This is a genomic window from Kitasatospora sp. NPDC001309 (assembly GCF_042896295.1).
GTDB lineage: Bacteria > Actinomycetota > Actinomycetes > Streptomycetales > Streptomycetaceae > Kitasatospora.
This window is the reverse complement of record NZ_JBIAXC010000004.1, coordinates 272230-295969: the sequence shown is the minus strand read 5'-3', so window position 1 is coordinate 295969 and position 23740 is coordinate 272230. Positions and strand designations below refer to the sequence as shown.

Genomic DNA, 23740 nt, shown 5'->3' with positions numbered 1-23740 from the left:
GACGGCACCCACGGCGCGGGAGGCGACGACACGGGACGTGACGGCGCAAGGGCGCGGTGGAGCGGCAGGGCGACCTGCCCGACGGCGGGGTCCCGGAAGTTCCGGCAGCGGGGCCGGTCACCGACCGGTCATCGGCCGGATGGGGGAGCGCGTCGGGCGCGTCAGCAGGCGAGGGCGAACGCCGGTGGACCGCGCCGGACGACGGCATGCGTGAGCAGTACCGACCGGGCCAGGCCGTCCGGCCGTTCGACGGGCCGGGGGACGACCGGCGGCCGGTACCCGAAGGGGCGGGCGAACAGCGTCAGCAGCGGAAGCGGCAGCGCCCCGGCGACGACCGCCCCGAGGGCGGCGAGCAGCTCGAAGACCCGGACCAGCGCGGCGTCACCGCGCCAGAGCAGCAGTGCGCAGGCCAGCGCCGCCAGGACGTGGGCGAGTGCCATCCCGGGCGACATGCCGTGCGCCATGTCGTGGCCCATCCCGTGACTCATCCCGTGGGACGTCCCGTGGGCCGGGCCCGTCGGCAGTGCGTGCGACATCCCCGGCATGTCCGGCATCCCGGACATGCCCATGTCCATGGACGCCCCGTCGGCCATCCCGCCCCCGCCCCCGCTCCCGGGAGCGACCCCGGTCCCCGCCGTCGCCCCGTGGTGCATGCCCGCCATCGGCCGCAGGCTGCCCGCGGCCGGGGGGACGTCCGGGTCGATGCCCGCCATCCGGGCCAGCTCGGCGGGCGAGAGCCCGCCGGCCGTCCGGTCCGGGTTGCAGAGCAGCAGGGCGGCCCAGTCCGTGGCGGCGAGCCGGCCCAGGCCCCCGCCCCCGCGGCCGAGCGTCGCGGCGTGTTCGAAGAGCAGGTGCAGGGCGGCCTGCGCCGAGACCATCCAGGCGCTGATGACCCCGAGCCCGCGCCGCGTCCCGGCCAGCAGCCAGGTCAGTCCGAGGACCGCCCCGAACGCGCCGAGCAGGACCGGAGCCGAGACCCCGGCCCCGGCCATGGCGACGTGCGCCGCGGCGGCCATCGCCACGCACAGCGCGGCGAAGACCGCGGCGCGCAGCAGGCGGATCCGGTCGGTCATCACGATGGCACTCATCGTCGCACCCGCCACGCCCCGCCCGTGCCGCACCCTCCGGTGATGGCCGGTTCCGGCCCGTGAGACCATGCCCGGCCCGTCGGGTCGACCGGCCACCGGCCTCTAACACCACCCCGCACCACGGTCCAACCGGCTTGACACGCGCACCCTCCACTCACTAAATGTGCACACTCCGGCACGGAACGTGTGCGCCGGAACGAACCCTGACCGAACCGGCACGAGTCGGCGCGAACCCGACCGGAAGCAGGAGGCACGGCCATGGACACCCCGACGGAGGTCTCCGCCCCGGCGGCAGGCACCCCCGACCTCACCGACCCCCGCTTCTGGCAGCTACCCGCCCCCGCCCGCGCCGCCGCCTTCGCCGAGCTCCGCCGCCGCCCCGCCCCCGTCTACTTCGGCGACCGCGCCACCGGCCGGGGCTTCCACGCCCTGGTCCGGCACGCCGACGTGGTCGAGGCGAGCCGCAACCCCGCCGTCTTCCGCTCCGCCCCCGGGGTGACCACCCCCGAACCGGCCCGCTGGGTCCGGCTGCTGTTCGGCGACTCGATGGTCAACCTCGACGACCCCCGGCACGCCCAGCTGCGCCGGATCGTCTCCCGGGCCTTCACCCCGCGGCTGCTCGGCCGGGTCGAGGAGGACATCCGGCACGTCTGCACCGCCCTGGTCGACGCGGTCGAGCGCGACCGGCCCGAGGACTTCGTCCGCCCGGTGGCCGCCCAGCTCCCGTTCCAGGTGATCTGCACCATGATGGGCATCCCCGAACAGCCCCGGCGCACCATCCTCGACCTGGTCGACCGCAACTCCGCGGACGTCGGCGTGGCCCGGCCGCTGCGCCGACGGCTCCGGGTGCCCGGGCGAGGCCTGGCGGCGCTCGCCCGGATGCAGGGCATCGTGGCCGCGGTCGGCCGCGAGCGCCGACGCCGTCCCGCCGAGGACCTGATCTCCGCGCTGGTCGCCGCCGACGTGGACGGCCGCCGGCTCACCGGCCGCGAGCTGGGCGCCTTCTTCTCGCTGCTGCTGGTCGCCGGGATCGAGACCACCCGCAACGCGCTCGCCCACGGGCTGCACCTGCTGACCGTCCACCCCGAACAGCGCGCGCTGCTGCTCGCCGACCTGGACGGCCGGCTCCCCGGGGCGGTGGACGAGATGGTCCGCCACGCCACCCCGATCGTCCAGTTCCGCCGGACCGTCGCCGTCGACCACGAGCTCGGCGGCCCTGGCGGCCCGCTGCTGCGGGCGGGGGAGAAGGTCACGCTGTACTACGGCTCGGCGAACCGGGACGAGGCGGTCTTCCCCGATCCGGAGGCCTTCGACATCACCCGCACCCCCAACCCCCACCTCGGGTACGGCGGCGGCGGGCCGCACTACTGCCTGGGCGCGCACCTGGCCCGGCAGGAGATGACGGCGCTGTTCCGCGAGCTGTTCACCCGGCTGCCCGGGGCGCGGTCGGTCGGCGAACCGGTGCTCGTCCCGTCCAGCTTCGACCACCGGGTCCGCTCACTGGGCTTCACCTTCTGAACCCGCACCGCTCGGCTTCCGGACCAGCACGGCTCGGCCGGACCCGCACGGCTCGGCGTCGGCTAGACCGACAGCTCCCACACCGCGTGGTCGTGCGCGAACATCGCGTGGCACGGCCGGTGCTCCGCGACCCGGTCCAGCCAGGCCCGGTAGCCGGGCAGCGGCGCCGCCACCCCGTCGCGCGCGGCCTGCCGGGCCAGCACCGCCTGTCCGTACTCGGAGGCGAAGTCGTACGCCTGCCCGGCCAGCAGCACCCTGGAACCGTCCATGCGCTCGACCAGCAGCGACTGGTGCCCCGCGGTGTGGCCGGGCGTGGGCAGCACCCGGACGCCGGGCCAGAGTTCGGTCTCGCCGTCGAGCTCCTGGTGGACGGCGCCGGGGAAGTCGACCAGGGCGTCGATGGTGTAGCCGCCGCGCCGGGCGGTGGCCAGTTCCCCGGCCTGGACGAGGACCGGTGTCCCGGCGAAGAGCGGATTGCCGCCGCAGTGGTCGAAGTGCAGGTGGCAGTTGACCACCAGGTCGATGTCCGAGACCGCGACGCCGGCGGCCGCGAGCGCCTCCGGCAGCGGACGGCGGGACGGGCGGTAGTGCGCCTCGGTCTCCGGCGAGCCCGCGCCGATCCCGGTGTCGAACAGCAGCAGCGACCCCGGGCCGCGGACGAGGTACGCGAGCACCGGCTCCACCCGCGGTTCGGGGCCGCCCACCTCGGCGGCCGGCCGGACTATGTGGCCCAGGTCCAGACGGCGGATCGTGTGCATGCGTCCCCCTTTTCGCTCAGCCCCCGTGTGCCGGCCGTGGCGGCCGCCGTTCGCACCCTACCCGGCGTCCGGAAGCCGCCGGCCGGACTTCGGCTGCTCGTCCGTCAGGGCTGCTCCGGCGGGCAGGAATGCGGGGCGGAGTGGGCGGCGTGGGCGGCGCGGACGGTCGGCAGGCGCGGTGGCGTGCGTCACGGCGGGCGGTCCGGATGCGGAGCACAATGCGCGGCATGACCGATCGTCCGACACCGCCCGAGTCCGCGCTTGAGTCCGCGTCTGCACCCGGGGCCCGGCCCGAGCCCCGGCCCGAGCCCTGGCCCGAGTCCCGGTCCGCGGGCGGCCCCGCCGCCGACCGTCCCACCGCGGAGGTCTGGGCCGCCCTCGGCGGGTCGGCCGGGCTCCTCGACCGGGTGGCCTTCCACGGCCCGCAGGGCGGCCTGCCCTCGGGCCTGCCGGTGAGCCGGTTCGCCCGGGCCACGGTGGCCGCCTGCTCGCTGGCCGCCGCCGAACTCGCCGCGCTCCGCAGCGGCGGGCCCGTCCCCGCGGTCCGGGTGGACGAGGGGGCGGTCGCCACCTCCTTCGTCAGTGAGCGCCACCTGGAGATCGACGGCCGCAAGCCGGTCGGCTTCGCCCCGCTCTCCGGCTTCTGGCGCACCGCCGACGGCTGGATCCGCACCCACGCCAACTACCCGCACCACCGGGACCGGCTGCTCGCCGTCCTCGGACTCGCCCCCGGCGCCGGGCCCGAGCAACTCGCCGAGGCGCTCGGCAAACTGCCCGGCGAGCAGGTGCAGGAGCGCGCGTACGCGGCCGGGGCGCTCGCCGTGGCGGTCGCGCCGGTGAGCACGGCCGCGCACCCCCTGGTGGAGTGCCGGGAGATCGGCGCCGCGCCCGTGCGCCCGCTCGCCGCGGCCCCGGTGGACCGCCCCGCCGCCGGGATCCGCGTCCTCGACCTCAGCCGGGTGATCTCCGGACCGGTCGCCACCCGCACCCTCGCCCTGCTCGGCGCCGACGTGCTGCGGATCGACTCGCCCCGGCTGCCCGAGGCCGAGGACGCCCACACCGACACCGGCTTCGGCAAGCGCTCCACCCGCCTCGACCTCGCCGACCCGGCCGACCGCGCCACCTTCGAGGGCCTGCTCGACACCGCCGACGTCGTCGTCAACGCCTACCGGCCCGGCTCCCTCGACGCCCACGGCCTCGCCCCCGAGGCGCTGTTCGCCCGTCGGCCCGACCTGGTCCTCGCCCGGATCAGCGCCTGGGGCTGGACCGGCCCGTGGGCCGGACGCCGCGGCTTCGACAGCCTGGTCCAGGCCGGTGTCGGGATCGCCGCCCACGAGGCAGGGCCCGACGGCCGGCCCGGGGTGCTGCCCGCCCAGGCACTCGACCACGGCACCGGCTACCTCCTCGCCGCCGCCGTCCTGCGCGCCCTCACCGAGCAGCGCACCCACCGCCCCGGCGGCCGCCACCTGCGCTTCTCCTTCGTCGGCTCGGCCTCCTGGCTGATGCACGGCATCCCGGCCGGGCCGGCCGAACCGGTTGACCAGGGCGGCCCGGCCGGACCGGGGCTGCCGGGCACCGAGCCGTACGACCCGGCGCGCTGGCTCACCGAGACCGACTCGGCGTACGGGCGGCTGCGGTACGCCCTGCCGCCGATCGGCTACGCCGGCGCCCCCACGGACTGGGCCCGCCCGCCCGGGCGCTGGGGGACGGACGCGCCGGTCTGGCGCTGAGCGGGGTCGGGCCGGGGCACGGGCGGGGCCGGGGCGTGGGCGGGGGCGGGGTGGGCGGTGTCGGTGAGGTCTGACAGCATCACCGCATGACCGCCCCGCACGCCACCGACTTCACCTGGTTCGACCAGCGCTACCCCGTCCTGGGCGAGGCCTACTGCCTCACCCACGTCCAGGCGGTGACCGGTGAGGAACTGCTGCCCCGCTTCGACGCCCTGATCGGCCGGGAGGTGACCGGGCTGAACGCGGTCGTCGCCGCCTGGGAGACCTTCGACGACGGCGAGGACGCGGAAGCCGAGGAACTCTTCGACCTGGACGAGGACCGGCTGCTCGTCGCCGTCACCGAGCTCGACGGCTGGGCCCTCGCGATCGAACCGTACGGATACCTCGGCAGCCTGCCCGAGGTCATCTCCCGGCTCACCGAGGGCACCCGGCTGGTCTCGCACTTCCGCAACGCCAACGCGGTGGACCACTTCAACTGGTGGGAACGCGCCGCCTGCCGCCTGCAGTTCGAGCCGCTCTTCGCGGACCAGCGGCACGGCGCCGACGCCGACGCCCCGGGCATCCCCGAACTGCTCACGGCCTGCGGCTTCCGGCTGGACGGGGAGCGCGGCGCGCTGCACACCGAGGCCGCGTTCGCGCTCGCCGAGCGGCTCACCGACGTGCGGCTCACCCCGGAACGGCTGGAGGCCGCCACCTTCCGCCTCGGCTACGCGCGCCGACCGTAAGGCCGCGGCCTCCCCGCGGTGGCGGTGGGTCAGACCCCGGAGGGGATCCGCTTGGCCCGACCGCGCACCTGGACGGCGGTCGCGATCTCGACCAGGCCCAGGATCACCAGCCAGCACCCGGCCAGCACGGTCAGCGCGGCGATCGAGCCGACCGGCCAGACCATCAGCAGCACGCCGGCCAGGGTGTTGGCCGCGCCCGCGAAGGCCTGCCAGCCGCGGGCGGGCATCAACGGGTCGGAGATCGCGGCGGCGAGCTGGGTGATGCCGCGGAACAGCCAGCCGATCCCGATCCAGAGGGCGAGCAGCAGCAGCGACTGGACCGCGCTGCGGAAGCAGAGCAGCCCGAGCAGCACGCAGATCGCGCCGCTGATGAAGGCCAGCACCCGCAGGGCGGTGGTGGCGTGGGTGCCGAACGCGGCGACCAGCTGGACGACGCCGATGACCAGCAGGTAGAGGCCGAACAGCACGCCCACCACCAGCAGCGTCTCCCGTGGCCAGGCGAAGACGACGATCCCCAGCGCGAGCGAGGCCACTCCCGCGGCCAGCAGCACCTGCCAGGCGGCCTTGGCGAGCAGGCCGAGCGGGCCCTGGACCGGGGTTCCGTCGGGGGTGATGATGGGAGGGGCCACGGCGGCGTACTCCTCGTGGTCGGGGGCGGAGAACGAACCCCAGCCTCCGCGCACCGTCACCGGACCGCCCGTCAGGTACATCCGTTCGAGTGATCCCCCTCGGTCTCCGGATTGACACCCTCCGGTCACCTGCCGTCGATACCATCCGTCGGTATGACTTCTGAAGGGTGGGGGACCCCTCCGGTCGAGCCGATCAGCCAGCACTACATCGTGTGCGGGGGCAATGCCCTGGCGCACCGGCTGGTCCTGGAACTCGTCGAGCACTACGAAGTCCCGGTCGTCGTCCTGGTCACCGACCGCACCCGGGACCACGCACCGCGGATCGAAGAGATCACCGGCGTCGCCGCCGTCGTCGAATACCCGAACATCACCGAGGAAGCACTGCGCGCGGTCTCCGTCGACACCGCCCGCGGCCTGGCCCTGGTCGAGGGGAGCGACCAGGAGAACATCCACGCCGCGCTCAGCGCCCAGGGCCACAACCCGAACATCCGGATCGTCTTCCGGATGTTCAACCAGCGCCTCGGCGAGAACATCGAACGGCTGCTCAGGAACGGCGCCGCGCTCTCCGGCTCCGCCACCGCCGCCCCGGCCTTCGCCGCGGCGGCGCTCGGCCGGCCCAACTCGGTCGAGATCGGCGGCCGTTACCTGCACATCGCGTTCGACGACGCCATCACCCCGGACCGGATCTGCGTGGTCGCCGACCAGATCGACCGGCAGGACCTCAGCAAGATTCGCCTGCTGCCGGAACAGGAGGGCGACTCGGCCGAGTTCGTCCGGCTCGCCTCCGAGTTCGGCGGCGACGGGCCGGTCCGGCCCGGCGGGGTCCGCCGCGAGGCGGCGCAGGGGCCTGAGCCCGAGCCGGTGCCCGAGCCTGTGCCGGGGCCTGGCCTTGAGTCGGAGCCCGAGCCGGAGCCCGAGCCCGAGGAGTCGCCGGGTGGGATCGCCGCCCTCCAGGCGCTGCGGATGGAGCCCGGGGAGCCGATCACCTGGGCGCGGCGGCTGCGCTGGCGGGTGCTCGACACCATGCGCTTCTTCACCAGCGCCCGGATGCGGCTGGTGCTGCTCACCGCGCTCGCTGCCGTGCTGCTGGCGTTCAGCGTGCTCTGGTACCTCAGCCGGGACTTCGGCTGGACGGTCTACATCTCCCTGCTCGACCTGGCCGGCGCCGCCCAGCCCGACCAGCAGGCCGACATCGCCGCCGGGACGGGTACGGGCGGGGCCTGGCAGCGGGTCGCCCAGGTGGTGATCACCCTCTGCGGGATCACCTTCGCACCGGTCGCCACCGCCATCGTCGTCGAGGTGCTCGGCTCCGGACGGCGCGGACTTCCGCGCAACCCGAGCGCCGGCACCCGGGACCACGTGATCGTCGTCGGGCTCGGCAACGTCGGCACCCGGGTCGCGACCCAGCTGCACGAGATGGGGGTGCCGGTGGTCTGCATGGAGCGCGACCCGCAGGCCCGCGGCATCGCCGCCGCCCGGGCGCTCGGCATCCCGGTCGTCCTGGGCGACGGGCCGTTCGAGGAGCAGCTGCGCCGGGCCCGGTTGAAGCACAGCCGGGCGGTGGTCGCGGTCAGCGGGGACGACGCCACCAACCTGGAGGCGGCGTTGGAGGCGCGCCACGGCAATCCCGAGGTCCGGGTGGTGGTCCGGCTCTTCGACGACAACTTCGCCGGCCACTTCTACAAGACGCTGGACAACGCGGCCTCCCGTTCGGTCTCCTACCTGGCGGCGCCCGCCTTCGCCGCCGCGCTGATGGGCAGTGAGGTGCGCGGGACGCTCTCGGTCTTCCGGCACGCGCTGCTGATCGCCGAGCTGACGGTGGAGGACGGCAGCGGACTGATCGGCCTGAACCGGCACGACCTGGAGGACCCGGGCGGCGTCCGGGTCATCGCGGTCCGCTTCGCCCGCAGCAACCAGTTGCACTGGGGCTTCGCCGACCGCACCCGGCGACTGACCCCGGGCGACCGCATCGTGGTCGCCGCCACCCGCAGTGGGCTGGCGCGGCTGAACACGGTGCTGGTGGAGGAGGGTTGACGGCGAACAACTGACAACAAACAGATGACAGCGAACAGATTTCAGATGATGAAATCTGTTCGCTGTCATCTGTTGTCTGTTATCTGTTCGCCGCCACCCGCCACCCGTCACCGGTCACCCGTGGCCGGTCGTCGACCGCCTGTCGGCCGTCAGCGGTTCTCGAACTTCGGCGCCCGCTTCTCGGCGAAGGCGGCCATGCCCTCCTTCTGGTCCGCCGTGGCGAACACCGAGTGGAACAGGCGGCGTTCGAAGCGGACGCCCTCGGCGAGCGTCGTCTCGAAGGAGCGGTTGACGCTCTCCTTGAGCATGACCGCGGCCGGGCTGGACATCGCCGCGACGGTCTCGGCGGTGGCCAGCGCCTCGGTGAGCAGCTGGTCGGCCGGGACGATCCGGGCGACCAGGCCGGCCCGCTCGGCCTCCTCGGCGCCCATCATCCGGCCGGTGAGGCACAGGTCCATCGCCTTGGCCTTGCCGATGGCGCGGGTGAGGCGCTGCGAGCCGCCGATGCCCGGGAGGACGCCGAGCTTGATCTCCGGCTGCCCGAACTTCGCGGTGTCCGCGGCCAGCAGGATGTCGCACATCATCGCCAGCTCGCAGCCGCCGCCCAGCGCGAACCCGGCGACCGCCGCGACCACGGGCTTGCGCAGCGCGCCGAAGCGGTCCCACGGGCCCAGCCAGTCGTCGAGGTAGACGTCCGGGAACCGGTTGCCCTGCATCTCCTTGATGTCGGCGCCGGCCGCGAAGGCCTTCTCCGAGCCGGTGATCACCAGACAGCCGATCTCCGGGTCCCGGTCGAACGCGGTGGCCGCCGCCACGACCTCGTTCATCAGCTGGGTGTTCAGCGCGTTCAGCGCCTTCGGCCGGTTGAGCGTGATCAGCCCGACCCGGCCCTTGCGCTCGACCAGGATCGTCTCGTAGGTCTCGGTCCCGCTCTCGGTCATCGCCGCACTTCCCATCCGCTGCTCGGCCATTCCACTGCTCGCCGCCCTAGGGGCGCGCCCTGACCACCCAACGATCTACGACGCGCCCCGTCGCGCGCCAGTCCCGGCATGCGAGACGCCGGTCACCAGCGCGGCGGGGGGTTCAGAACCGGACGCCGTACCGTTCCGCGGCCTGGCGTACGGTCTCGGCCTTGACCTCGCCCCGGCGGGCCAGTGCGGCCAGCGCGGCGACCGTGACCGACTCGGCGTCCACCCCGAAGTGCCGCCGGGTGGCCGCCCGGCTGTCCGAGAGGCCGAAGCCGTCGGTGCCCAGGGAGGTCCAGTCCTGCTCGACCCAGGGGCGGATCTGGTCCGGCACCGCGCGCATCCAGTCGCTGACCGCCAGCACCGGGCCGGGTGCCCCGGCCAGCGCCCGGGTGACGTACGGGACGCGGTCCGCCGCGCCGGTGCCGGCCGCGGCCCGGGCCAGGTTGGCGGCGTCGCAGTCGAGCGCCTCCCGGCGCAGCTCGGTCCAGGACGGTGCGGACCAGACGTCGGCCGCCACGCCCCACTCCTCGCCGAGCAGCCGCTGTGCGGCGAGCGCCCAGTGCACGGCGGTGCCGGAGGCGAGGAGTTGGAGCCTCGGTGCGTCGGTGGGCAGGTGGTCGGCGTCGGCCGCGCGGTACCGGTAGAGCCCGCGCAGGATGCCGTCGACCACTCCCTCCCCGACCACTCCCTCCCCGGCCACTCCGTTCGCGGCCGCCGGGCCGTCCGGGAGCGCGGGCTGGGGCAGTGGCTCGTTGTAGACGGTCAGGTAGTAGAACACGTCCTCGCCGTCCGGGTGTTGCTCGCTGCGGCCGTACATCCGGCGCAGTCCCTCGCGGACGATCACGGCGACCTCGTAGCCGAAGGCCGGGTCGTAGGAGAGTGCGGCCGGGTTGGTGGAGGCGATCAACGGGGAGTGGCCGTCGGCGTGTTGCAGGCCTTCGCCGGTCATGGTGGTGCGCCCGGCGGTGGCGCCGATCAGGAAGCCGCGGCCCAACTGGTCGGCCAGCGCCCACATCTGGTCGGCGGTGCGCTGCCAGCCGAAAATCGAGTAGAAGATGTAGAACGGCACGACCGGCTCGCCGTGGGTGGCGTACGAGGTCGCGGCGGCGGTCAGCGAGGCCATCGAACCGGCCTCGGTGATGCCCTCGTTGAGGATCTGGCCGCTCACCGACTCCTTGTAGTGGAGGAGTTGGTCGCGGTCGACGGGGTCGTAGGTCTGGCCGAGCGGGGAGTAGATCCCGGCGGTCGGGAAGAGCGACTCCATGCCGAAGGTGCGCGCCTCGTCCGGGACGATCGGCACCCAGCGGTGGCCGGTGGCCCTGTCCCGGACGAGCTCCTTGACCAGTCGGACGAAGGCCATGGTGGTGGCGATCTCCTGCGTGCCGGAGCCCTTGAACAGTGTCTCGAAGGGCTTGGCGGGCAGTTCGGGCAGCGGGGTGAAGCGCACCCGGCGGGCCGGGGCGGGGCCCCCGAGCGCGGCGCGCCGTTCGCGCAGGTAGCGGACCTCGGGCGAGTCCGGGCCCGGGTGCGCGTACGGGACCAGCTCGGTGTCCAGGGCGCTGTCGGGGATGGGGAGTTCGAGCAGGTCGCGCATGGCGCGGAACTGCGCCCCGGAGAGCTTCTTCATCTGGTGGTTGGCGTTGCGGGCCTCGAAGCCGGGGCCGAGGGTCCAGCCCTTGACGGTCTGCACCAGCACCACGGTGGGGGCGCCCCGGTGCTCCAGGGCGGCCCGGTAGGCGGCGTACACCTTGCGGGGCTCGTGGCCGCCGCGGGAGGTGGCGACGATCTCGGAGAGCCGTCGGTCCTCCAAGGAGTCGGCGAGGGAGCGCAGTCGGGGGTCGGCGTGGAAGAGGTGCGCGCGGATGTAGCGGGCGTCGGAGGCGGCGTAGGTCTGGAACTGCCCGTCCGGTACCTCGCCCAGCCGGCGGACCAGGGCGCCGCCGGTGTCGCGGGCCAGCAGCTCGTCCCAGGCCTCGCCCCACAGTGACTTGACGACGTTCCACCCGGCCGCGCGGAACTGGCGCTCCAGCTCCTGCACGATCTTCCCGTTGCCGCGGACCGGGCCGTCCAGGCGTTGGAGGTTGCAGTTGACCACGAAGGTGAGGTTGTCCAGGCTCTCGCGTGCCGCCAGGGCGAGGGCGGCGGTGGACTCCGGCTCGTCCATCTCGCCGTCGCCGAGGAAGGCCCACACGTGCGAGCCGGAGGTGTCCTTGATCCCGCGCGCGGTCAAGTACCGGTTGAAACGGGCCTGGTGGATCGCGGAGAGCGGGCCGAGCCCCATCGAGACGGTGGGGAACTCCCAGAACCAGGGCAGTCGGCGCGGGTGCGGGTAGGAGGGCAGTCCGTCGCCGCCGGTCTCCTGGCGGAAGCGGTCCAGCTGGGCCTCCGTGAGCCGGCCCTCCAGGAAGGCGCGGGCGTACACGCCCGGGGCGGCGTGGCCCTGGACGTACAGCTGGTCGCCGGAGCCGTCGGCCTCCTTGCCCCGGAAGAAGTGCTGGAAGCCGACCTCGTACAGCCAGGCGGCCGAGGCGTAGGTGGCCATGTGCCCGCCGAGGCTGCCGCGGTGGTTGCCCCTGGTCACCATGGCGGCGGCGTTCCAGCGGTTCCAGGCGGTGATCCGCCGCTCCATCTCCTCGTCGCCGGGGAACTCGGGTTCGGCGGCGGTGGGGATGGTGTTGACGTACGGGGTGTCCAGGAGCGGGGGGACGTCGAGGCGGCGCAGTTGGGCGTGTTCGACGAGGCGGCGCAGCAGGTGGGCGGCGCGGTGGGGCCCGCCGAAGTCGCGGGCGGCGTCGAGCGAGTCGCGCCACTCCGCGAGCTCCTCGGGGTCCTGGTCGTGAAGCTGGTCGAGCTGGGACACGGGTGGTTCCCCTTTGCCGGTTGCCTCAGGGCACTTATTCCGTGATGCGGAATAGTGTTTCTCCTAATGGAACTCACTGTGGACGGTAGGGAGTGGCGGGGCGGTGCGTCAACCGCTACCGGTGAGTAGTCTGCTCGATGATCGATCATCCCTGTGCGAACAATGGGAGGGTGGGGAGACGCCGAGCGGGGGCGTCGAAGCCGGTGCTCAGTGGGAGCGGTCGGCGTACTCCAGGACGTGCTCCGCGAGCAGCCGCCCGACCTCCGGGTCCTGCCGCCGGAAGGCCTCGATCAGCGGGAGGTGGTCGGCGGCGTTCTCGTGCAGCTCGGGCCGGACCCGGTGCAGCGACAGCACCGTCCAGACCTCCACGCCCAGGCCCTCCCAGGTCCGCAGCAGCGTCCCGTTGCCCGAGGCGGCGACGATCTCGCGGTGTAAGGCCACCCCGTGCCGGGCCTGACCGAGGGTGTCACCGGCCGCCGCGGCGCTCGCCATCCGTTCGGCGTGCCGCTCCAGTGCGGTGGTGTCACCGGCCAGCCGGACGACCGCGGCCTCGGCGGCCGGGCGTTCCAGTGCCGCCCGTACCAGGTAGACCTCGCGCAGTTCCGCCGGGCCGATCTCGCGCACCCGGACGCCCCGATTGGGCTCCGCGTCGAGCAGCCCGAGGGTCTGCAGCGAGCGCAGCGCCTCGCGTACCGGCGCCTGGCTGACGTTCAACTCGGCCGCCAGGCGCCGTTCGACGATCCGGTCACCGGGCTGCCAGCGACCGCCGAGCAGGCCCTCCAGCAGCAGCCCGCGCACCTGCTCGCCGAGCGGGACCCGGGACAGCGGGTCGGCGCCCCCGTCCGGCGTCGGCGTGGCCGCCCGCGTCGGCAGCGGATGGGTCATGGCGTTCTCCAGGCGTTCCGGGGAGCAGGTGTTCTGGCGGGGAAGGTGTTCCGGTGGGGTGGGCTTTCCGGCGGGGTGGGTGTTCCGGTGAGGGGCGGGCGGGTCAGGCGAGGCCCAACTCGTCGCCCTCGCGCGGGGCGAGGAAGCTCGCGACCTCGGCCTCCGTCACCTCGGCGAGCGTGCGCGGCGACCACTGCGGATCGCGGTCCTTGTCGATCACCTGGGCGCGGATGCCCTCGGCGAGGTCCGGCCGGTCGAGCGCGGCGCAGGAGATGCGGTACTCCTGGTCGAGCGCGGCCTCCAGCGAGGGCAGCGTACGGGCGCGGCGCAGTGCGGCCAGGGTGACCTTGACGGCGGTGGGGGAGTTTCCGAGCAGCAGCTCGGCGGCCTCCTTCGCCTCCGGCACGCCGGAGTCGAGCAGGAGCCGGACGATCTCCTCGACGGTGTCGGCCGCGTAGCAGGCGTCGATCCACTCCTGCTGAGCGGCCAATCCGGCGGGGCCGGTGGTCCCAGTGGTCCCGGTGGCTTCGCCGGCTCCGGTGGTTCCGGCGGTCGGCGCGGGCTCGGCGTGGGCGGCGACGGTCGCGGCCGGATCGGCGCCACCGGCGAGGGCGTCGAGCAGCTCGGGCAGGCGGGAGGACGGGACGAAGTGGTCCGCGAAACCGCACAGCAGCGCGTCGGCGGGGCCGATCGAGGCCGAGGTGAGCCCGAGGTGGGTGCCGAACTCGCCCGGGGCACGGGCGAGCAGGAGGCTGCCGCCGACGTCCGGGGTGAGCCCGATCCGGGTCTCGGGCATCGCGATCACGGAGCGCTCGGTGACGATCCGCACTGCGGCGTGGGCGGACAGGCCGATGCCTCCGCCCATGGTGATGCCGTCCATGACCGCGACGAAGGGCTTCGGGTAGCGGGCGATCAGCGCGTTCACCCGGTACTCGTCGCGGAAGAAGGCGCGGGTGCCGGCCCCGCCGGCCGTGACGTCGGCGTGCATCGCGCGCAGGTCCGCCCCCGCGCACAGGCCGCGCTCACCGGCGCCGGTCAGGACGACGGCGCGCACCCGGTCGTCGGCGGCCCAGTCGTCCAGCGTCGCCCGGATGGCGGTGATCATGCCGTGGGTCAGGGAGTTGAGGGCCCGCGGACGGTTGAGCACGATCCGCCCGAGGCCGCCGTCGCCGTCCAGGACGGCCTGGACCTCCTGGACCTCCTGGACCGCTGCCGTCTCTGCCGCCCCTGCGCTCATCGGAACCGCTCCCGTCCCCTCGGTGATCTGGCCTGCCGCGGTCCACCGTACCGGGGCGGTGGGGCCGTTGTGATCACGAGGCCGCCCGGGCCTGCGGCCCCCCGGGTGGGGCAGCAGGGGCGGCCGGGTGACGGTTGTGGTCGAGGTCGTGGCGGGCGCTCGTGGCGGGCGGCCGCGGCAGGTGGTGGCTACGGCCAGGCGCGCAGGGCGAGTTCGGCGACTCGGCCGAGCTCCTCGGCGGTGGCGCCGTCGCGGGCCTGCTGGGACATCCCCTGGATGACCGTGGCGAGATACCCGGCCAGCGCCTTCGGGTCGGTCCCGGGCGGCAGTTCGCCGTCCTGCCGGGCGGCGAGCAGCCGGTCCTCGAAGACCTGCCGGTTCCGGTTGCGCAGGTCGCGCAGGAGGGTCTGGACTCCGGCGTCCTGCGGGGTGACGTTGGTGGCGGCGCTGATCACCAGGCAGCCGGCGGGGTGGGACGGGTCCGGGTAGATCGCGGCGGCCTCGCGCAGGATCCGGGCGAAGGCGGCCCGGGCGCCGGTCTCCTCGGCCAGCGCGACGCCGACGAACGCGCCGACCGGGGAGTGCCCGTACCGGCGGACGACCTCCTCGAAGAGCGAGCGCTTGTCGCCGAAGGCGGCGTAGAGGCTGCCGGGGCGGATGCCCATGGCGGTGGTCAGGTCGGTGACGGAGGTGGCCTCGTAGCCGCGTTCCCAGAACAGCCGGGTCGCGGCGGACAGGGCCTCGTCCCGGTCGAAGGCGGGTGGCCGTCCGCGTCGGGGGCGGGGGGCCGGGCCGGCCGCCGGTGCGCTGTCGGGTGTCGCTGCCTCGGTCATGGATCGAATTTTAGAGCAGTCGCTCAAGAAGTGTGTGCTAGGTTCCTTTTTGAGCGATCGCTCAAGAAATGTGGACGCAGCAGGAGGGCTCGGTCATGGGTGCGTACGGACTCGAGGGCAAGGTGGCGCTGGTCACCGGCGGCAGCAGGGGGATCGGCCGGGCGATCGCCCGCCGGCTCGGACGGGACGGTGCCGTCGTCGCGGTCGGCTACGCCCGGGACGACGCGGCGGCACGGGAGGTGGTCGACGGGATCCGGGCCGACGGCGGGCGGGCCTTCGCGCTGCGCGCCGAACTGGGGCGGCACGGGGACGCGGCCGCGCTCTGGGCGGCCTTCGACGCGGAGGTCGGGGCGCACGCGCCCGGCGGCGGGGTCGACATCATCGTCAACAACGCCGGGATCGGGCGTAGTTCGGACCTCGCGACACTGACCGAGGAGGGTTTCGACGAGGTGTTCGCGGTGAACGTCCGGGCGCCGTTCTTCGTGGTGCGGCACGGGCTGGAGCGGATGCGGGACGGCGGCCGGATCATCAACGTCTCCAGCGGGGCCGCCCGGCTGGCGATGCCGGAGATCATCGCCTACGGCGCGACCAAGGGCGCGCTCGACACCTTCACGCTCAACCTGGCCAAGCAGCTGGGCCCGCGCGGGATCACGGCGAACTCGGTCGCGCCCGGCGTGGTGGACACCGACGTCAACGCGGGTTGGCTGCGCGGCAACCCGCAGGCGGAGGCGCACGCGGCCTCGCTCGCCGCGCTCGGCCGGGTCGGGCAGCCGGAGGACATCGCGGACATCGTCGCCTTCCTGGCCTCGGACGATGCGCGTTGGGTCACCGGGCGGGTCGTCGACGCCACGGGCGGCGCCGGGCTGTAGGCGGGGGCGGGCACAGGCGGGGCGGGGGTGGGGCGGGCGAACAACGAACAGCTGACAGATTTCAGATGATGAAATCTGTCAGCTGTTGTCCGTCGTCTGTTATCTGTTACTTGTCATCTGTCATCTGTCAGCCGCCGAGCCGTCAGCCCCGCACCCGCCCAGAGACCTCGCCGAAGCCGACCGGCACGCCGTCCGGCCCCGGGGCCGTCGCCGTGATGACGACCTCGTCGCCGTCCTCCAGGAAGGTCCGGGTGGTGCCGTCCGGCAGCTTGAGCGGCTCCTCGCCGTTCCAGGTCAGCTCGATCAGCGCGCCGCGGGTGTCCCGCTCCGGCCCGCTGACCGTCCCCGAGGCGAACAGGTCGCCGGTGCGCAGCGAGGCGCCGTTGACGGTCATGTGGGTCAGCTGCTGCTGCGCCGTCCAGTACATGGAGGCGAACGGCGGCCGCGACACCAGGTGCCCGTTCAGCCGGACCTCCATGGCCAGGTCCAGGCCCCACGGCTCGCCGCCGCGGTCGTCCAGGTACGCCAGCGGCTCGACGTCGCGCTCCGGCGGCGTGACCCGGGCGTGCTGGAGGGCGTCCAGCGGTACGATCCACGGCGAGATCGAGGTCGCGAAGGACTTGCCCAGGAAGGGGCCGAGCGGCACGTACTCCCAGGCCTGGATGTCGCGCGCCGACCAGTCGTTGAGCAGGCAGACGCCGAAGACGTGCTCGCGGAAGTCGTCCAGCACGACCGGTCGGCCCAGCTCGGACGGCGTGCCGACGACGAAGCCGACCTCGGCCTCGATGTCCAGCCGCCGGGTCGGCCCGAAGCTCGGCGCGGTGTCGGCGGGCGCCTTGCGCTGCCCGTGCGGGCGCACCACCGGCGTGCCGGAGACCACGACCGTGCCCGCCCGCCCGTGGTAACCGATGGGCAGGTGCTTCCAGTTGGGCGTGAGCGGCTCCGAGCCCGGGCGGAAGATCCGGCCCAGGTTGGTGGCGTGGTGCTCGGAGGCGTAGAAGTCGACGTAGTCCGCGACCTCGAACGGCAGGTGCAGTTCGACCTCGTCGGCCGGCAGCAGCGCCGGCGACAGCGCCTCCCGGAACGTCTCGTCGGTGAGCCAGGTGGTGAGGTCGGCGCGCACCTGCGTCCACACCGAACGACCGCCCGCCATCAGCGGGTTGAGCGAGTCCGCGTCCAGCAGGACGGACGGCGCCCCGGCCGCTCGGGCGGCGGCCCCGGCGTCCAGCACGAAGTCCCCGACGCGCACGCCGATCCGGCGCCGCCCGGGCCGGTCGGCCGCGGTGAAGACGCCGTACGGCAGGTTGTGCACGCCGAACGGCGAGTCCTGGGCGCTGGCCAGCCAGCTGCGGGGGGTGCTCAACGGTCCTCCTGGAGGAGTGGACTGGGCGACAGCAGGCCGAGCGCGGCCAGGTCGTCCAGGGGTTCGGCGACGCTGCAGGTGCCGAACGCGGTGAACGAGTTGCGGATCACCGTAACCTGGTGCCCGGTGAGGGCGTGGACGGCCTTGGCCAGTACCTCGCCGTCGCGTTCGGCCAGGACCGCGGCGGCTGCCGCGCGGTCGGTCTCCTGGGCGGCCAGCAGCACGTTGAGGAAGCCGTGGTGCTCGAAGCCGGTCACCGGGTCGGTGTGCCGGACGGCGTTGTGCAGTCCGGCCGTGCACTTGTACGGCAGGCCGCGCTGCGCGCAGCCGGTGAGGAAGGCGGCCAGTTCGTCCTCGTCCGGGAAGGCCGCCGCGACGACCCCGCCGGTGCGGAACTTCGCCCGGTAGGCGCTGTCGACCAGGGCGTCCAGGGTCTCGTCCAGGCCGTCCCCGCGCAGGAGTTCGCGCGGCAGCTCGACGGCGGCCGGCACGTCCGGCGGCAGCAGCCGGTCCAGTTCGGCCACGGCCTCCCGCACGTCCCGGGTGGCGAGTTCGACGCCCGCGAGCTCGAACGGTGCGGCGGCGGTGAGCGCCGGCCCGAGCTCGGCGCTGCCCCCCGGCAGCACGAGCCCGACCCTGAGCGGCCCGGTGCCCGCCACCGCCGCGGCCAGTTCGCCCAACCGGCCCGCCCCGCACAGGAACGGGCCGACCGCGTCGGCGTACCAGGCCGTGCGGTGGACGCGGTGCGCGGGCACCGCCTCGACGACCGGCAGGTTCCCCGGGGGGAACACCGCCGCGTCGTCGAAGAGGCCGCGGAACAGCTCCGGGACCGGCGAAGCCTGTGCCGGCGAGCCGTCGGCGCTCATCGCGCGGGCCCCCGACCCGCCCAGGTCCAGGCGTAGTTGGCGTCCTCGCTCGCCCGCCCGCCCTCGCCGAGCTCCAGCGGGCGGAAGGTGTCCACCATGACGGCCAGTTCGTCGAAGAACTCCGCGCCGATGCTGCGCTCGTAGGCGCCCGGCTGCGGCCCGTGGGTGTGCCCGCCCGGGTGCAGCGAGATCGAGCCCTGGGCGATGCCGGAGCCCTTGCGGGCCGCGTAGTCGCCGCCGCAGTAGAACATCACCTCGTCGCTGTCCACGTTGGCGTGGTAGTAGGGCACCGGGATCGACAGCGGGTGGTAGTCCACCTTGCGGGGAACGAAGTTGCAGATCACGAAGTTGTTGCCCTCGAACACCTGGTGGGCCGGCGGCGGCTGGTGGATCCGCCCGGTGATCGGCTCGAAGTCCCGGATGTTGAAGGCGTACGGGTACAGGCAGCCGTCCCAGCCGACCACGTCGAAGGGGTGGTGCGGCACGGTGTAGCGGGTGCCCGCGACCCCGTTCGGGCCGCGGTGCTTGACCAGCACGTCGACGTCGCCGTCGGCGTCGACCACCAGCGGCCCGACCGGCCCGCGGAAGTCCCGCTCGCAGTACGGCGCGTGCTCCAGCAGCTGCCCGTACTTGGAGAGGTAGCGCTTGACCGGGGTGATGTGGCTGTTGGCCTCGATGCAGTAGGCGCGCAGCGGTTCGTCCCCGGTCGGCACCCAGCGGTGGGTGGTGGCGCGAGGGATGATCACGTAGTCGCCCTGGCCGACCTCGATCGAGCCGAAGACCGTCTCGACCGTGCCCGCGCCGGACTCCACGTACACGCACTCGTCGCCGAGCCCGTTGCGGTACAGCTCGCTCGGGGCCCCGGCGGCGACGTACGAGATCCGCACGTCGCCGTTGCCGAGGACGAGCCGGCGGCTGCCGACGACGTCCGCGGACTTCCACTCCTGGTCCGCGAACAGCTCGTGCAGCTTGAGGTGGCGGGGGAGCAGGGGATGGTTGGGCACCGTGGACTGGTCGGGCAGCTCCCACGGCACCGCGTCGACCACCGCCGAGGGGATGCCCCGGTGGTAGAGCAGCGAGGAGTCGGAGGAGAAGCCCTCCTCGCCCATCAACTCCTCGTAGTACAGCCCGCCTTCGGGTGTGCGGTGCTGGGTGTGCCGCTTGGGCGGGATGCTGCCCAGCTGCCGGTAGTACGCCATCTCCGTGCTCCTCCTCGACGCCTCGAACGTCCGTCAGGGCCGCCGTCAATCAGGGTAGGCCGACGCTCACAGGTTGCCGCGACGGTCCTGCTCGCGCTCGATGGACTCGAACAGCGCCTTGAAGTTGCCCTTGCCGAAGCCCAGCGAACCGTGCCGCTCGATGAACTCGTAGAAGACGGTCGGACGGTCGCCGATCGGCTTGGTGAAGATCTGCAGCAGGTAGCCGTCCTCGTCGCGGTCGACCAGGATGCCGCGCTTCTTCAACTCCTCGATCGGCACCCGCACCTTGCCGATGCGCTCCCGCAGTTCCGGGTCGTCGTAGTAGGCGTCCGGGGTGTTGAGGAACTCGACGCCGCGCGAGCGCAGCACGTCGACGGTGGTGAGGATGTCGTTGGTGGCGAGTGCCATGTGCTGGCAGCCGGGGCCGGTGTAGAACTCCAGGTACTCGTCGATCTGGGACTTCTTCTTGGCGATGGCCGGCTCGTTGAGCGGGAACTTCACCCGGTGGTTGCCGCTGGCGACGACCTTGGACATCAGGGCGGAGTACTCGGTGGCGATGTCGTCGCCGACGAACTCGGCCATGTTCACGAAGCCCATGACCCGGTTGTAGAACTGGACCCACTCGTCCATCCGGCCCAGCTCGACGTTGCCGACGGCGTGGTCGAGGGCCTGGAACAGGCGCTTGGGGGTGCCCTCCGGGCGGGTGACGCTGCTCTTCGCCACGACGTAGCCCGGCAGGTACGGGCCCTGGTAGCGGGAGCGGTCGATCAGGGTGTGGCGGGTCTCGCCGTAGGTGGCGATGGCCGCGCGGCGCACGGTGCCGTTCTCGTCCGAGACGTCGTTCGGCTCCTCCAGGACGGTGGCGCCGCTGGCCCGGGCGTGCTCGATGCACTTGTCGACGTCCGGGACCTCCAGGGCGAGGTCGACCACGCCGTCGCCGTGCCGGCGGTGGTGGTCCAGCAGCGCGCTGTCCGGCTGGACACCGCCCTTGATCACGAAGCGGCAGGAGCCGGAGCGCAGCACGTAGGCCTTGCGGTCGCGGCGGCCGGTCTCCGGGCCGGAGTAGGCGACCAGCTCCATGCCGAACACGACCTGGTAGAACTGGGCCGTCTGGGTGGCGTTGCCGACCACGAAGACGACCGCGTCCTGGGCGGTGACCGGGAACGGGTCGGAGGCCTGGTCGTGCTCGACGAGGCCGACGAGGCGGCGCAGCTGGTCGGCGTCGAGGCCGGCCTCGCGCTCCTCGGGGGTCAGCTCAAGGGCGTGGGACTGCGGGGTCATCGCTCGTTCCTCCAGTCAGGGCCTCGGCGTTGAGGCTTCCGGGGGTGTTCGGGGGCCTTGCGGCCCGCCGGGTCGGATCGCGTGGATCGCGGCCGCACGGCGACGGGTGGGCGGTGCGGTTGCGGAGAGCTTGCTCCTGTCGTGGGGGTTGGGCAACAGGTCGGTTTTTCACTGCTCAATGTGTACAAGCTGGCCAGGAAATCCCGGCTTCGGCTGCGCAAAATGCGCTGCCTCCGGGCGGTCGCCGCCCGAATTCTGCGCAGCCGCACCTACCGGTCCACGGGGCCGGGCCCGTCGGCGGGCGGGAGGTGACGCAGGAACCAGTCCCCGGCCAGCTCAGCGGCCTGGTCGAGGGTTCCGGGCTCCTCGAACAGATGGCTCGCGCGCGGCACCACCACCAGCTCGCCCGCCCCGCCCAGCCGGGCCAGGGCCCGCCGGTTGAGGTCCAGCACGGCGGTGTCCAGCGCGCCGACCACGAGCAGCGTCGGCGCGTCCACCCGGGCCAGCACGTCCGGCCCGGCGAGGTCCGGCCGCCCGCCCCGGGAGACCACGGCACCTACCGCGGGGCCCAGTTCGGCGGCCGTGTACAGCGCGGCGGCCGCGCCGGTGCTGGCGCCGAACAGCCCCAGCGGCAGCCCACGAGCCCCCTCGGTGCGCCCCAGCTCCTCGGCCACGGCGGTCAGCCGCGAACCGAGCAGGGCGACGTCGAACACCTTGCGCCGGTCCGGCTCCTCGGCCTCGGTGAGCAGGTCGAACAGCAGGGTGCCCAGCCCGCGGCGGTTCAGGTGCCGGGCGACGTGCCGGTTGCGCGGACTGCGCCGGCCGCTGCCGCTGCCGTGCGCGAAGACCACCGCCGCGCGGGCCCCGGCCGGCACGGTCAGCCGGCCGGTCAGCCGGACCCCGGCGACGGCCAGCGGCAGCTCGCGGTCGATGCCGTCCCCGCCGGGCGGCTCCTCGTCGGGCGGCTCCTCGTCGGGCGGCTCATCGTCGTGCGGTTGGCGGTCGTGCGGTTCGCCGTTGGGTGGCTCCCCGTCGGGCGGTCCGCGTCGGGCCTCGGCCAGCAGCCGCAGCACCTCCTCGTCGCCGGTCTGCGTGAAGTCGGCGTAGAACTCGCCGATCGCGAAGAACGGCGACGGCGTGTCGACGCAGACCAGCTCGTCGGCGACCTCGGACAGCCGCTCCGTCCAGTCCCGCGGCGCCACCGGGACGGCCAGCACCACCCGTGCCGCCCCGCGCGCCCGGACTATCCGGCAGGCGGCCCGGGCGGTCGAGCCGGTGGCGACGCCGTCGTCCACCACGACCACCGTGCGCCCGCGCAGGTCCGCCGCCGGGCGGTCGCCCCGGTAGCGCAGCGCCCGGCGCTCCAACTCGGCGCGCTCGCGCCGCTCCACCTGCGCCAGCTGCCCGTCACCCACCCCGGCGAGCCGGATGACCTGCTCGTTCAGCACCCGGACGCCGTCCTCGCCGATCGCCCCCATGCCCAGCTCGGGCTGGTACGGCACGCCCAGCTTGCGGATCACGCAGATGTCCAGCGGCGCACCGAGCGCCGCCGCCACCTCGGCCGCCACCGGTACGCCGCCCCGGGGCAGGGCGACCACCACGGTGCCGGGGCCGGCGAGGTGGCCGAGCCGGCCGGCCAGGCGGCGGCCGGCCTCTGCGCGGTCGGTGAAGGGGGTTCCGGTGACGTGCATTCCACGGCCTCCGGGTTCCACCGTACGCCGGTCCGGTACACCGGTCCCGGGCGTCGCTGCGGGGGGTTCGGTGGGCTGTCCGGCGGTCGCCTGCTGGGGGCCGTACGGGGGGCGTGCGGGGCCCGGTGGGACAGGGGCGGGACCGGGGTGGGACCGGGGCGGCCACGGGCCCGGGACCGCGACGGGCACCGCCCGGGACTTCGCGCGTACGGGCCCGGGACGGTCCGGCCGCGCGGCCGGGAACGGGACGGGACGACACCCCCGTGCGACCGGGACGGCGGGCGGCGGAACGTGGTGCGCAGAGGCGGTCCGCAGAGCCCGCCCAGAGCACCGAAGGAGCGTCCGAGATGCCGGGCACCGTCATCACCGACCTGCGCCGCCGCGGCTGCGCCGTCGACCCCGGAGGCCTGCTCGCGGGACCGCTGCGCGCCGTCGGCCTGCAGTGGCTCGAACCGGGACGGAGCGCCGAGGTGACCGCCGAGGGCGTCGAGCACGCGCTGTACGTCACCGCGGGCTCCGGCCTCGCCGCCTTGCCGGAGGACGTCGTGCACCCCGACCACCCCGAGCGCGCCGACACCGGCCTGCCGCTGGTCGAGGGCACCGCCGTCGTGCTCCCGCTCGGCGCGCGGACCGTCCTGACCGCCGGAACGGCCGGACTGGAGTACTTCCACGCCGTCCTGGCCGTCCCCCCGTCCGCGGAGCCGGCCGCCGAACCCTCCCCCGAAGTACCCGAAGGACTCGAAGAACCCGAAGTACCCGAAGTACCCGAAGAAGGTGACCAGAGGTGATCGTCACCACCGACACCGGCTCCGCCATGGTCCTGCTCGGCCCGAACGGGGAGCGGGTCCGGATCCGCTCACTGGCCCGTCGTGCCATGCTCGCCAGCGCCTGCGAGGCCTTCGACCACCTGCGGCTGAGCCCGGGCGCCCATCACGTCCTGCCCGGGCGGCCCGACGCCGAGACGGTACTGCACGTCCTGCGCGGCGCCGCCGTCATCGGGCAACTCGCCGACCAGCCGGACCATTTGGCCTCGGACGGCGACCTGCTGCTGGCCCGCAGGGGCCGCACCCTGCGGATCGAGGCCGGCCCGCTCGGCGCGGAACTGCTCTGCCTCACCCTGGCCGTGCCCCGCCACCGCGCCGGCACCCGGGCTTCCCTCGCCCACCGTCGCGCCGAACGCCGCGACCGGCCCTGACCTTCACCGTT

At 74.0% G+C, this 23740-nt stretch carries 20 protein-coding genes; 7 read left to right on the top strand and 13 right to left on the bottom strand.

The window, feature by feature from the left end; genetic code table 11:
* Positions 1 to 161 precede the first annotated feature (161 nt).
* Positions 162 to 1088, bottom strand: coding sequence for a hypothetical protein (locus ACFY2K_RS06655; RefSeq protein ID WP_387709945.1), 927 nt, complete (start codon positions 1086 to 1088; stop codon positions 162 to 164).
* 258 nt (positions 1089 to 1346) lie between these two features.
* On the opposite strand from ACFY2K_RS06655, the gene ACFY2K_RS06650 reads away from it, so the two are divergent.
* A complete protein-coding gene (locus ACFY2K_RS06650; RefSeq protein WP_380520852.1) occupies positions 1347 to 2606 on the top strand; it encodes a cytochrome P450 in 1260 nt (419 codons plus the stop codon).
* A 62-nt stretch (positions 2607 to 2668) separates the two neighbouring features.
* On the opposite strand, the gene ACFY2K_RS06645 is transcribed toward ACFY2K_RS06650, so the two are convergent.
* Positions 2669 to 3364 (bottom strand): N-acyl homoserine lactonase family protein, encoded by a 696-nt coding sequence (locus ACFY2K_RS06645; protein ID WP_380520854.1) that lies wholly within the window; start codon positions 3362 to 3364, stop codon positions 2669 to 2671.
* A gap of 227 nt (positions 3365 to 3591) precedes the next feature.
* On the opposite strand from ACFY2K_RS06645, the gene ACFY2K_RS06640 reads away from it, so the two are divergent.
* Positions 3592 to 5094: a CoA transferase gene (locus tag ACFY2K_RS06640; RefSeq protein WP_387709942.1), complete on the top strand. Its 1503-nt coding sequence runs from the start codon at positions 3592 to 3594 to the stop codon at positions 5092 to 5094.
* Positions 5095 to 5180: 86 nt separating this feature from the next.
* Complete coding sequence (locus ACFY2K_RS06635; protein WP_380520858.1) at positions 5181 to 5819, top strand: DUF6461 domain-containing protein; 639 nt, start codon at positions 5181 to 5183, stop codon at positions 5817 to 5819.
* Positions 5820 to 5848: 29 nt separating this feature from the next.
* Here ACFY2K_RS06635 and ACFY2K_RS06630 read toward each other — a convergent pair whose 3' ends face one another.
* Positions 5849 to 6529 (bottom strand): HdeD family acid-resistance protein, encoded by a 681-nt coding sequence (locus ACFY2K_RS06630; RefSeq protein WP_380520860.1) that lies wholly within the window; start codon positions 6527 to 6529, stop codon positions 5849 to 5851.
* A gap of 72 nt (positions 6530 to 6601) precedes the next feature.
* Here ACFY2K_RS06630 and ACFY2K_RS06625 point away from each other — a divergent pair, with 72 nt between their 5' ends.
* On the top strand, positions 6602 to 8482 hold the full coding sequence (locus ACFY2K_RS06625; protein WP_380640107.1) for an NAD-binding protein: 1881 nt from the start codon (positions 6602 to 6604) through the stop codon (positions 8480 to 8482).
* A 149-nt stretch (positions 8483 to 8631) separates the two neighbouring features.
* Here the strand turns inward: ACFY2K_RS06625 and ACFY2K_RS06620 are convergent, their stop codons facing one another.
* The 5 genes from ACFY2K_RS06620 to ACFY2K_RS06600 all read right to left on the bottom strand — a co-directional run bounded on the left by ACFY2K_RS06620 (position 8632) and on the right by ACFY2K_RS06600 (position 15265).
* Positions 8632 to 9423 (bottom strand): enoyl-CoA hydratase, encoded by a 792-nt coding sequence (locus ACFY2K_RS06620; protein WP_380640109.1) that lies wholly within the window; start codon positions 9421 to 9423, stop codon positions 8632 to 8634.
* 142 nt (positions 9424 to 9565) lie between these two features.
* Complete coding sequence (aceE, locus tag ACFY2K_RS06615; protein WP_387709939.1) at positions 9566 to 12310, bottom strand: pyruvate dehydrogenase (acetyl-transferring), homodimeric type; 2745 nt, start codon at positions 12308 to 12310, stop codon at positions 9566 to 9568.
* A 207-nt stretch (positions 12311 to 12517) separates the two neighbouring features.
* The gene (locus ACFY2K_RS06610; RefSeq protein WP_387709937.1) at positions 12518 to 13195 is read right to left on the bottom strand and encodes a GntR family transcriptional regulator; all 678 of its coding nucleotides are present in this window, start codon (positions 13193 to 13195) and stop codon (positions 12518 to 12520) included.
* A 103-nt stretch (positions 13196 to 13298) separates the two neighbouring features.
* Positions 13299 to 14432 carry an enoyl-CoA hydratase/isomerase family protein gene (locus ACFY2K_RS06605; RefSeq protein WP_387709935.1) on the bottom strand — a complete coding sequence of 378 codons (1134 nt, stop codon included), beginning with the start codon at positions 14430 to 14432 and terminating at the stop codon, positions 13299 to 13301.
* Positions 14433 to 14620: 188 nt separating this feature from the next.
* Positions 14621 to 15265: a TetR/AcrR family transcriptional regulator gene (locus ACFY2K_RS06600; protein WP_380520872.1), complete on the bottom strand. Its 645-nt coding sequence runs from the start codon at positions 15263 to 15265 to the stop codon at positions 14621 to 14623.
* 95 nt (positions 15266 to 15360) lie between these two features.
* Between ACFY2K_RS06600 and ACFY2K_RS06595 the strand changes: the two genes are divergently transcribed.
* A complete protein-coding gene (locus tag ACFY2K_RS06595) occupies positions 15361 to 16134 on the top strand; it encodes an SDR family oxidoreductase (protein ID WP_380590921.1) in 774 nt (257 codons plus the stop codon).
* A gap of 142 nt (positions 16135 to 16276) precedes the next feature.
* Here ACFY2K_RS06595 and fahA read toward each other — a convergent pair whose 3' ends face one another.
* The 5 genes from fahA to ACFY2K_RS06570 all read right to left on the bottom strand — a co-directional run bounded on the left by fahA (position 16277) and on the right by ACFY2K_RS06570 (position 22534).
* Complete coding sequence (fahA, locus tag ACFY2K_RS06590) at positions 16277 to 17497, bottom strand: fumarylacetoacetase (protein WP_387709933.1); 1221 nt, start codon at positions 17495 to 17497, stop codon at positions 16277 to 16279.
* Entirely contained in the window at positions 17494 to 18363 is an 870-nt protein-coding gene (locus ACFY2K_RS06585; protein ID WP_380640123.1) for a hypothetical protein, read from the bottom strand. The genes fahA and ACFY2K_RS06585 overlap by 4 nt, the downstream gene beginning before the upstream one ends.
* Positions 18360 to 19562: a homogentisate 1,2-dioxygenase gene (locus tag ACFY2K_RS06580; protein ID WP_380520880.1), complete on the bottom strand. Its 1203-nt coding sequence runs from the start codon at positions 19560 to 19562 to the stop codon at positions 18360 to 18362. Before ACFY2K_RS06580 ends, ACFY2K_RS06585 begins: the two co-directional genes overlap by 4 nt.
* 66 nt (positions 19563 to 19628) lie before the next feature.
* Complete coding sequence (hppD, locus tag ACFY2K_RS06575) at positions 19629 to 20843, bottom strand: 4-hydroxyphenylpyruvate dioxygenase (RefSeq protein ID WP_375890714.1); 1215 nt, start codon at positions 20841 to 20843, stop codon at positions 19629 to 19631.
* 269 nt (positions 20844 to 21112) lie between these two features.
* Positions 21113 to 22534, bottom strand: coding sequence for a phosphoribosyltransferase family protein (locus ACFY2K_RS06570; protein WP_387709930.1), 1422 nt, complete (start codon positions 22532 to 22534; stop codon positions 21113 to 21115).
* A gap of 347 nt (positions 22535 to 22881) precedes the next feature.
* Here ACFY2K_RS06570 and ACFY2K_RS06565 point away from each other — a divergent pair, with 347 nt between their 5' ends.
* Positions 22882 to 23322 (top strand): hypothetical protein, encoded by a 441-nt coding sequence (locus tag ACFY2K_RS06565; RefSeq protein ID WP_380520885.1) that lies wholly within the window; start codon positions 22882 to 22884, stop codon positions 23320 to 23322.
* Positions 23319 to 23729 carry a hypothetical protein gene (locus ACFY2K_RS06560; RefSeq protein ID WP_380520887.1) on the top strand — a complete coding sequence of 137 codons (411 nt, stop codon included), beginning with the start codon at positions 23319 to 23321 and terminating at the stop codon, positions 23727 to 23729. Before ACFY2K_RS06565 ends, ACFY2K_RS06560 begins: the two co-directional genes overlap by 4 nt.
* Positions 23730 to 23740 lie beyond the last annotated feature (11 nt).

Bases quoted from the DNA above. Each gene is read 5' to 3' on its own strand.
- ACFY2K_RS06650 (WP_380520852.1), top strand. From the start codon at position 1,347: ATGGACACCCCGACGGAGGTCTCCGCCCCGGCGGCAGGCACCCCCGAC.
- ACFY2K_RS06565 (WP_380520885.1), top strand. From the start codon at position 22,882: ATGCCGGGCACCGTCATCACCGACCTGCGCCGCCGCGGCTGCGCCGTC.
- ACFY2K_RS06585 (WP_380640123.1), bottom strand. From the start codon at position 18,363: ATGAGCGCCGACGGCTCGCCGGCACAGGCTTCGCCGGTCCCGGAGCTG.
- ACFY2K_RS06625 (WP_380640107.1), top strand. From the start codon at position 6,602: ATGACTTCTGAAGGGTGGGGGACCCCTCCGGTCGAGCCGATCAGCCAG.
- ACFY2K_RS06605 (WP_387709935.1), bottom strand. From the start codon at position 14,432: ATGAGCGCAGGGGCGGCAGAGACGGCAGCGGTCCAGGAGGTCCAGGAG.
- ACFY2K_RS06570 (WP_387709930.1), bottom strand. From the start codon at position 22,534: ATGCACGTCACCGGAACCCCCTTCACCGACCGCGCAGAGGCCGGCCGC.
- ACFY2K_RS06645 (WP_380520854.1), bottom strand. From the start codon at position 3,364: ATGCACACGATCCGCCGTCTGGACCTGGGCCACATAGTCCGGCCGGCC.
- ACFY2K_RS06620 (WP_380640109.1), bottom strand. From the start codon at position 9,423: ATGACCGAGAGCGGGACCGAGACCTACGAGACGATCCTGGTCGAGCGC.
- ACFY2K_RS06630 (WP_380520860.1), bottom strand. From the start codon at position 6,529: ATGTACCTGACGGGCGGTCCGGTGACGGTGCGCGGAGGCTGGGGTTCG.
- ACFY2K_RS06580 (WP_380520880.1), bottom strand. From the start codon at position 19,562: ATGGCGTACTACCGGCAGCTGGGCAGCATCCCGCCCAAGCGGCACACC.
- ACFY2K_RS06635 (WP_380520858.1), top strand. From the start codon at position 5,181: ATGACCGCCCCGCACGCCACCGACTTCACCTGGTTCGACCAGCGCTAC.
- ACFY2K_RS06600 (WP_380520872.1), bottom strand. From the start codon at position 15,265: ATGACCGAGGCAGCGACACCCGACAGCGCACCGGCGGCCGGCCCGGCC.
- ACFY2K_RS06595 (WP_380590921.1), top strand. From the start codon at position 15,361: ATGGGTGCGTACGGACTCGAGGGCAAGGTGGCGCTGGTCACCGGCGGC.
- hppD (WP_375890714.1), bottom strand. From the start codon at position 20,843: ATGACCCCGCAGTCCCACGCCCTTGAGCTGACCCCCGAGGAGCGCGAG.
- ACFY2K_RS06610 (WP_387709937.1), bottom strand. From the start codon at position 13,195: ATGACCCATCCGCTGCCGACGCGGGCGGCCACGCCGACGCCGGACGGG.
- ACFY2K_RS06655 (WP_387709945.1), bottom strand. From the start codon at position 1,088: ATGAGTGCCATCGTGATGACCGACCGGATCCGCCTGCTGCGCGCCGCG.
- ACFY2K_RS06640 (WP_387709942.1), top strand. From the start codon at position 3,592: ATGACCGATCGTCCGACACCGCCCGAGTCCGCGCTTGAGTCCGCGTCT.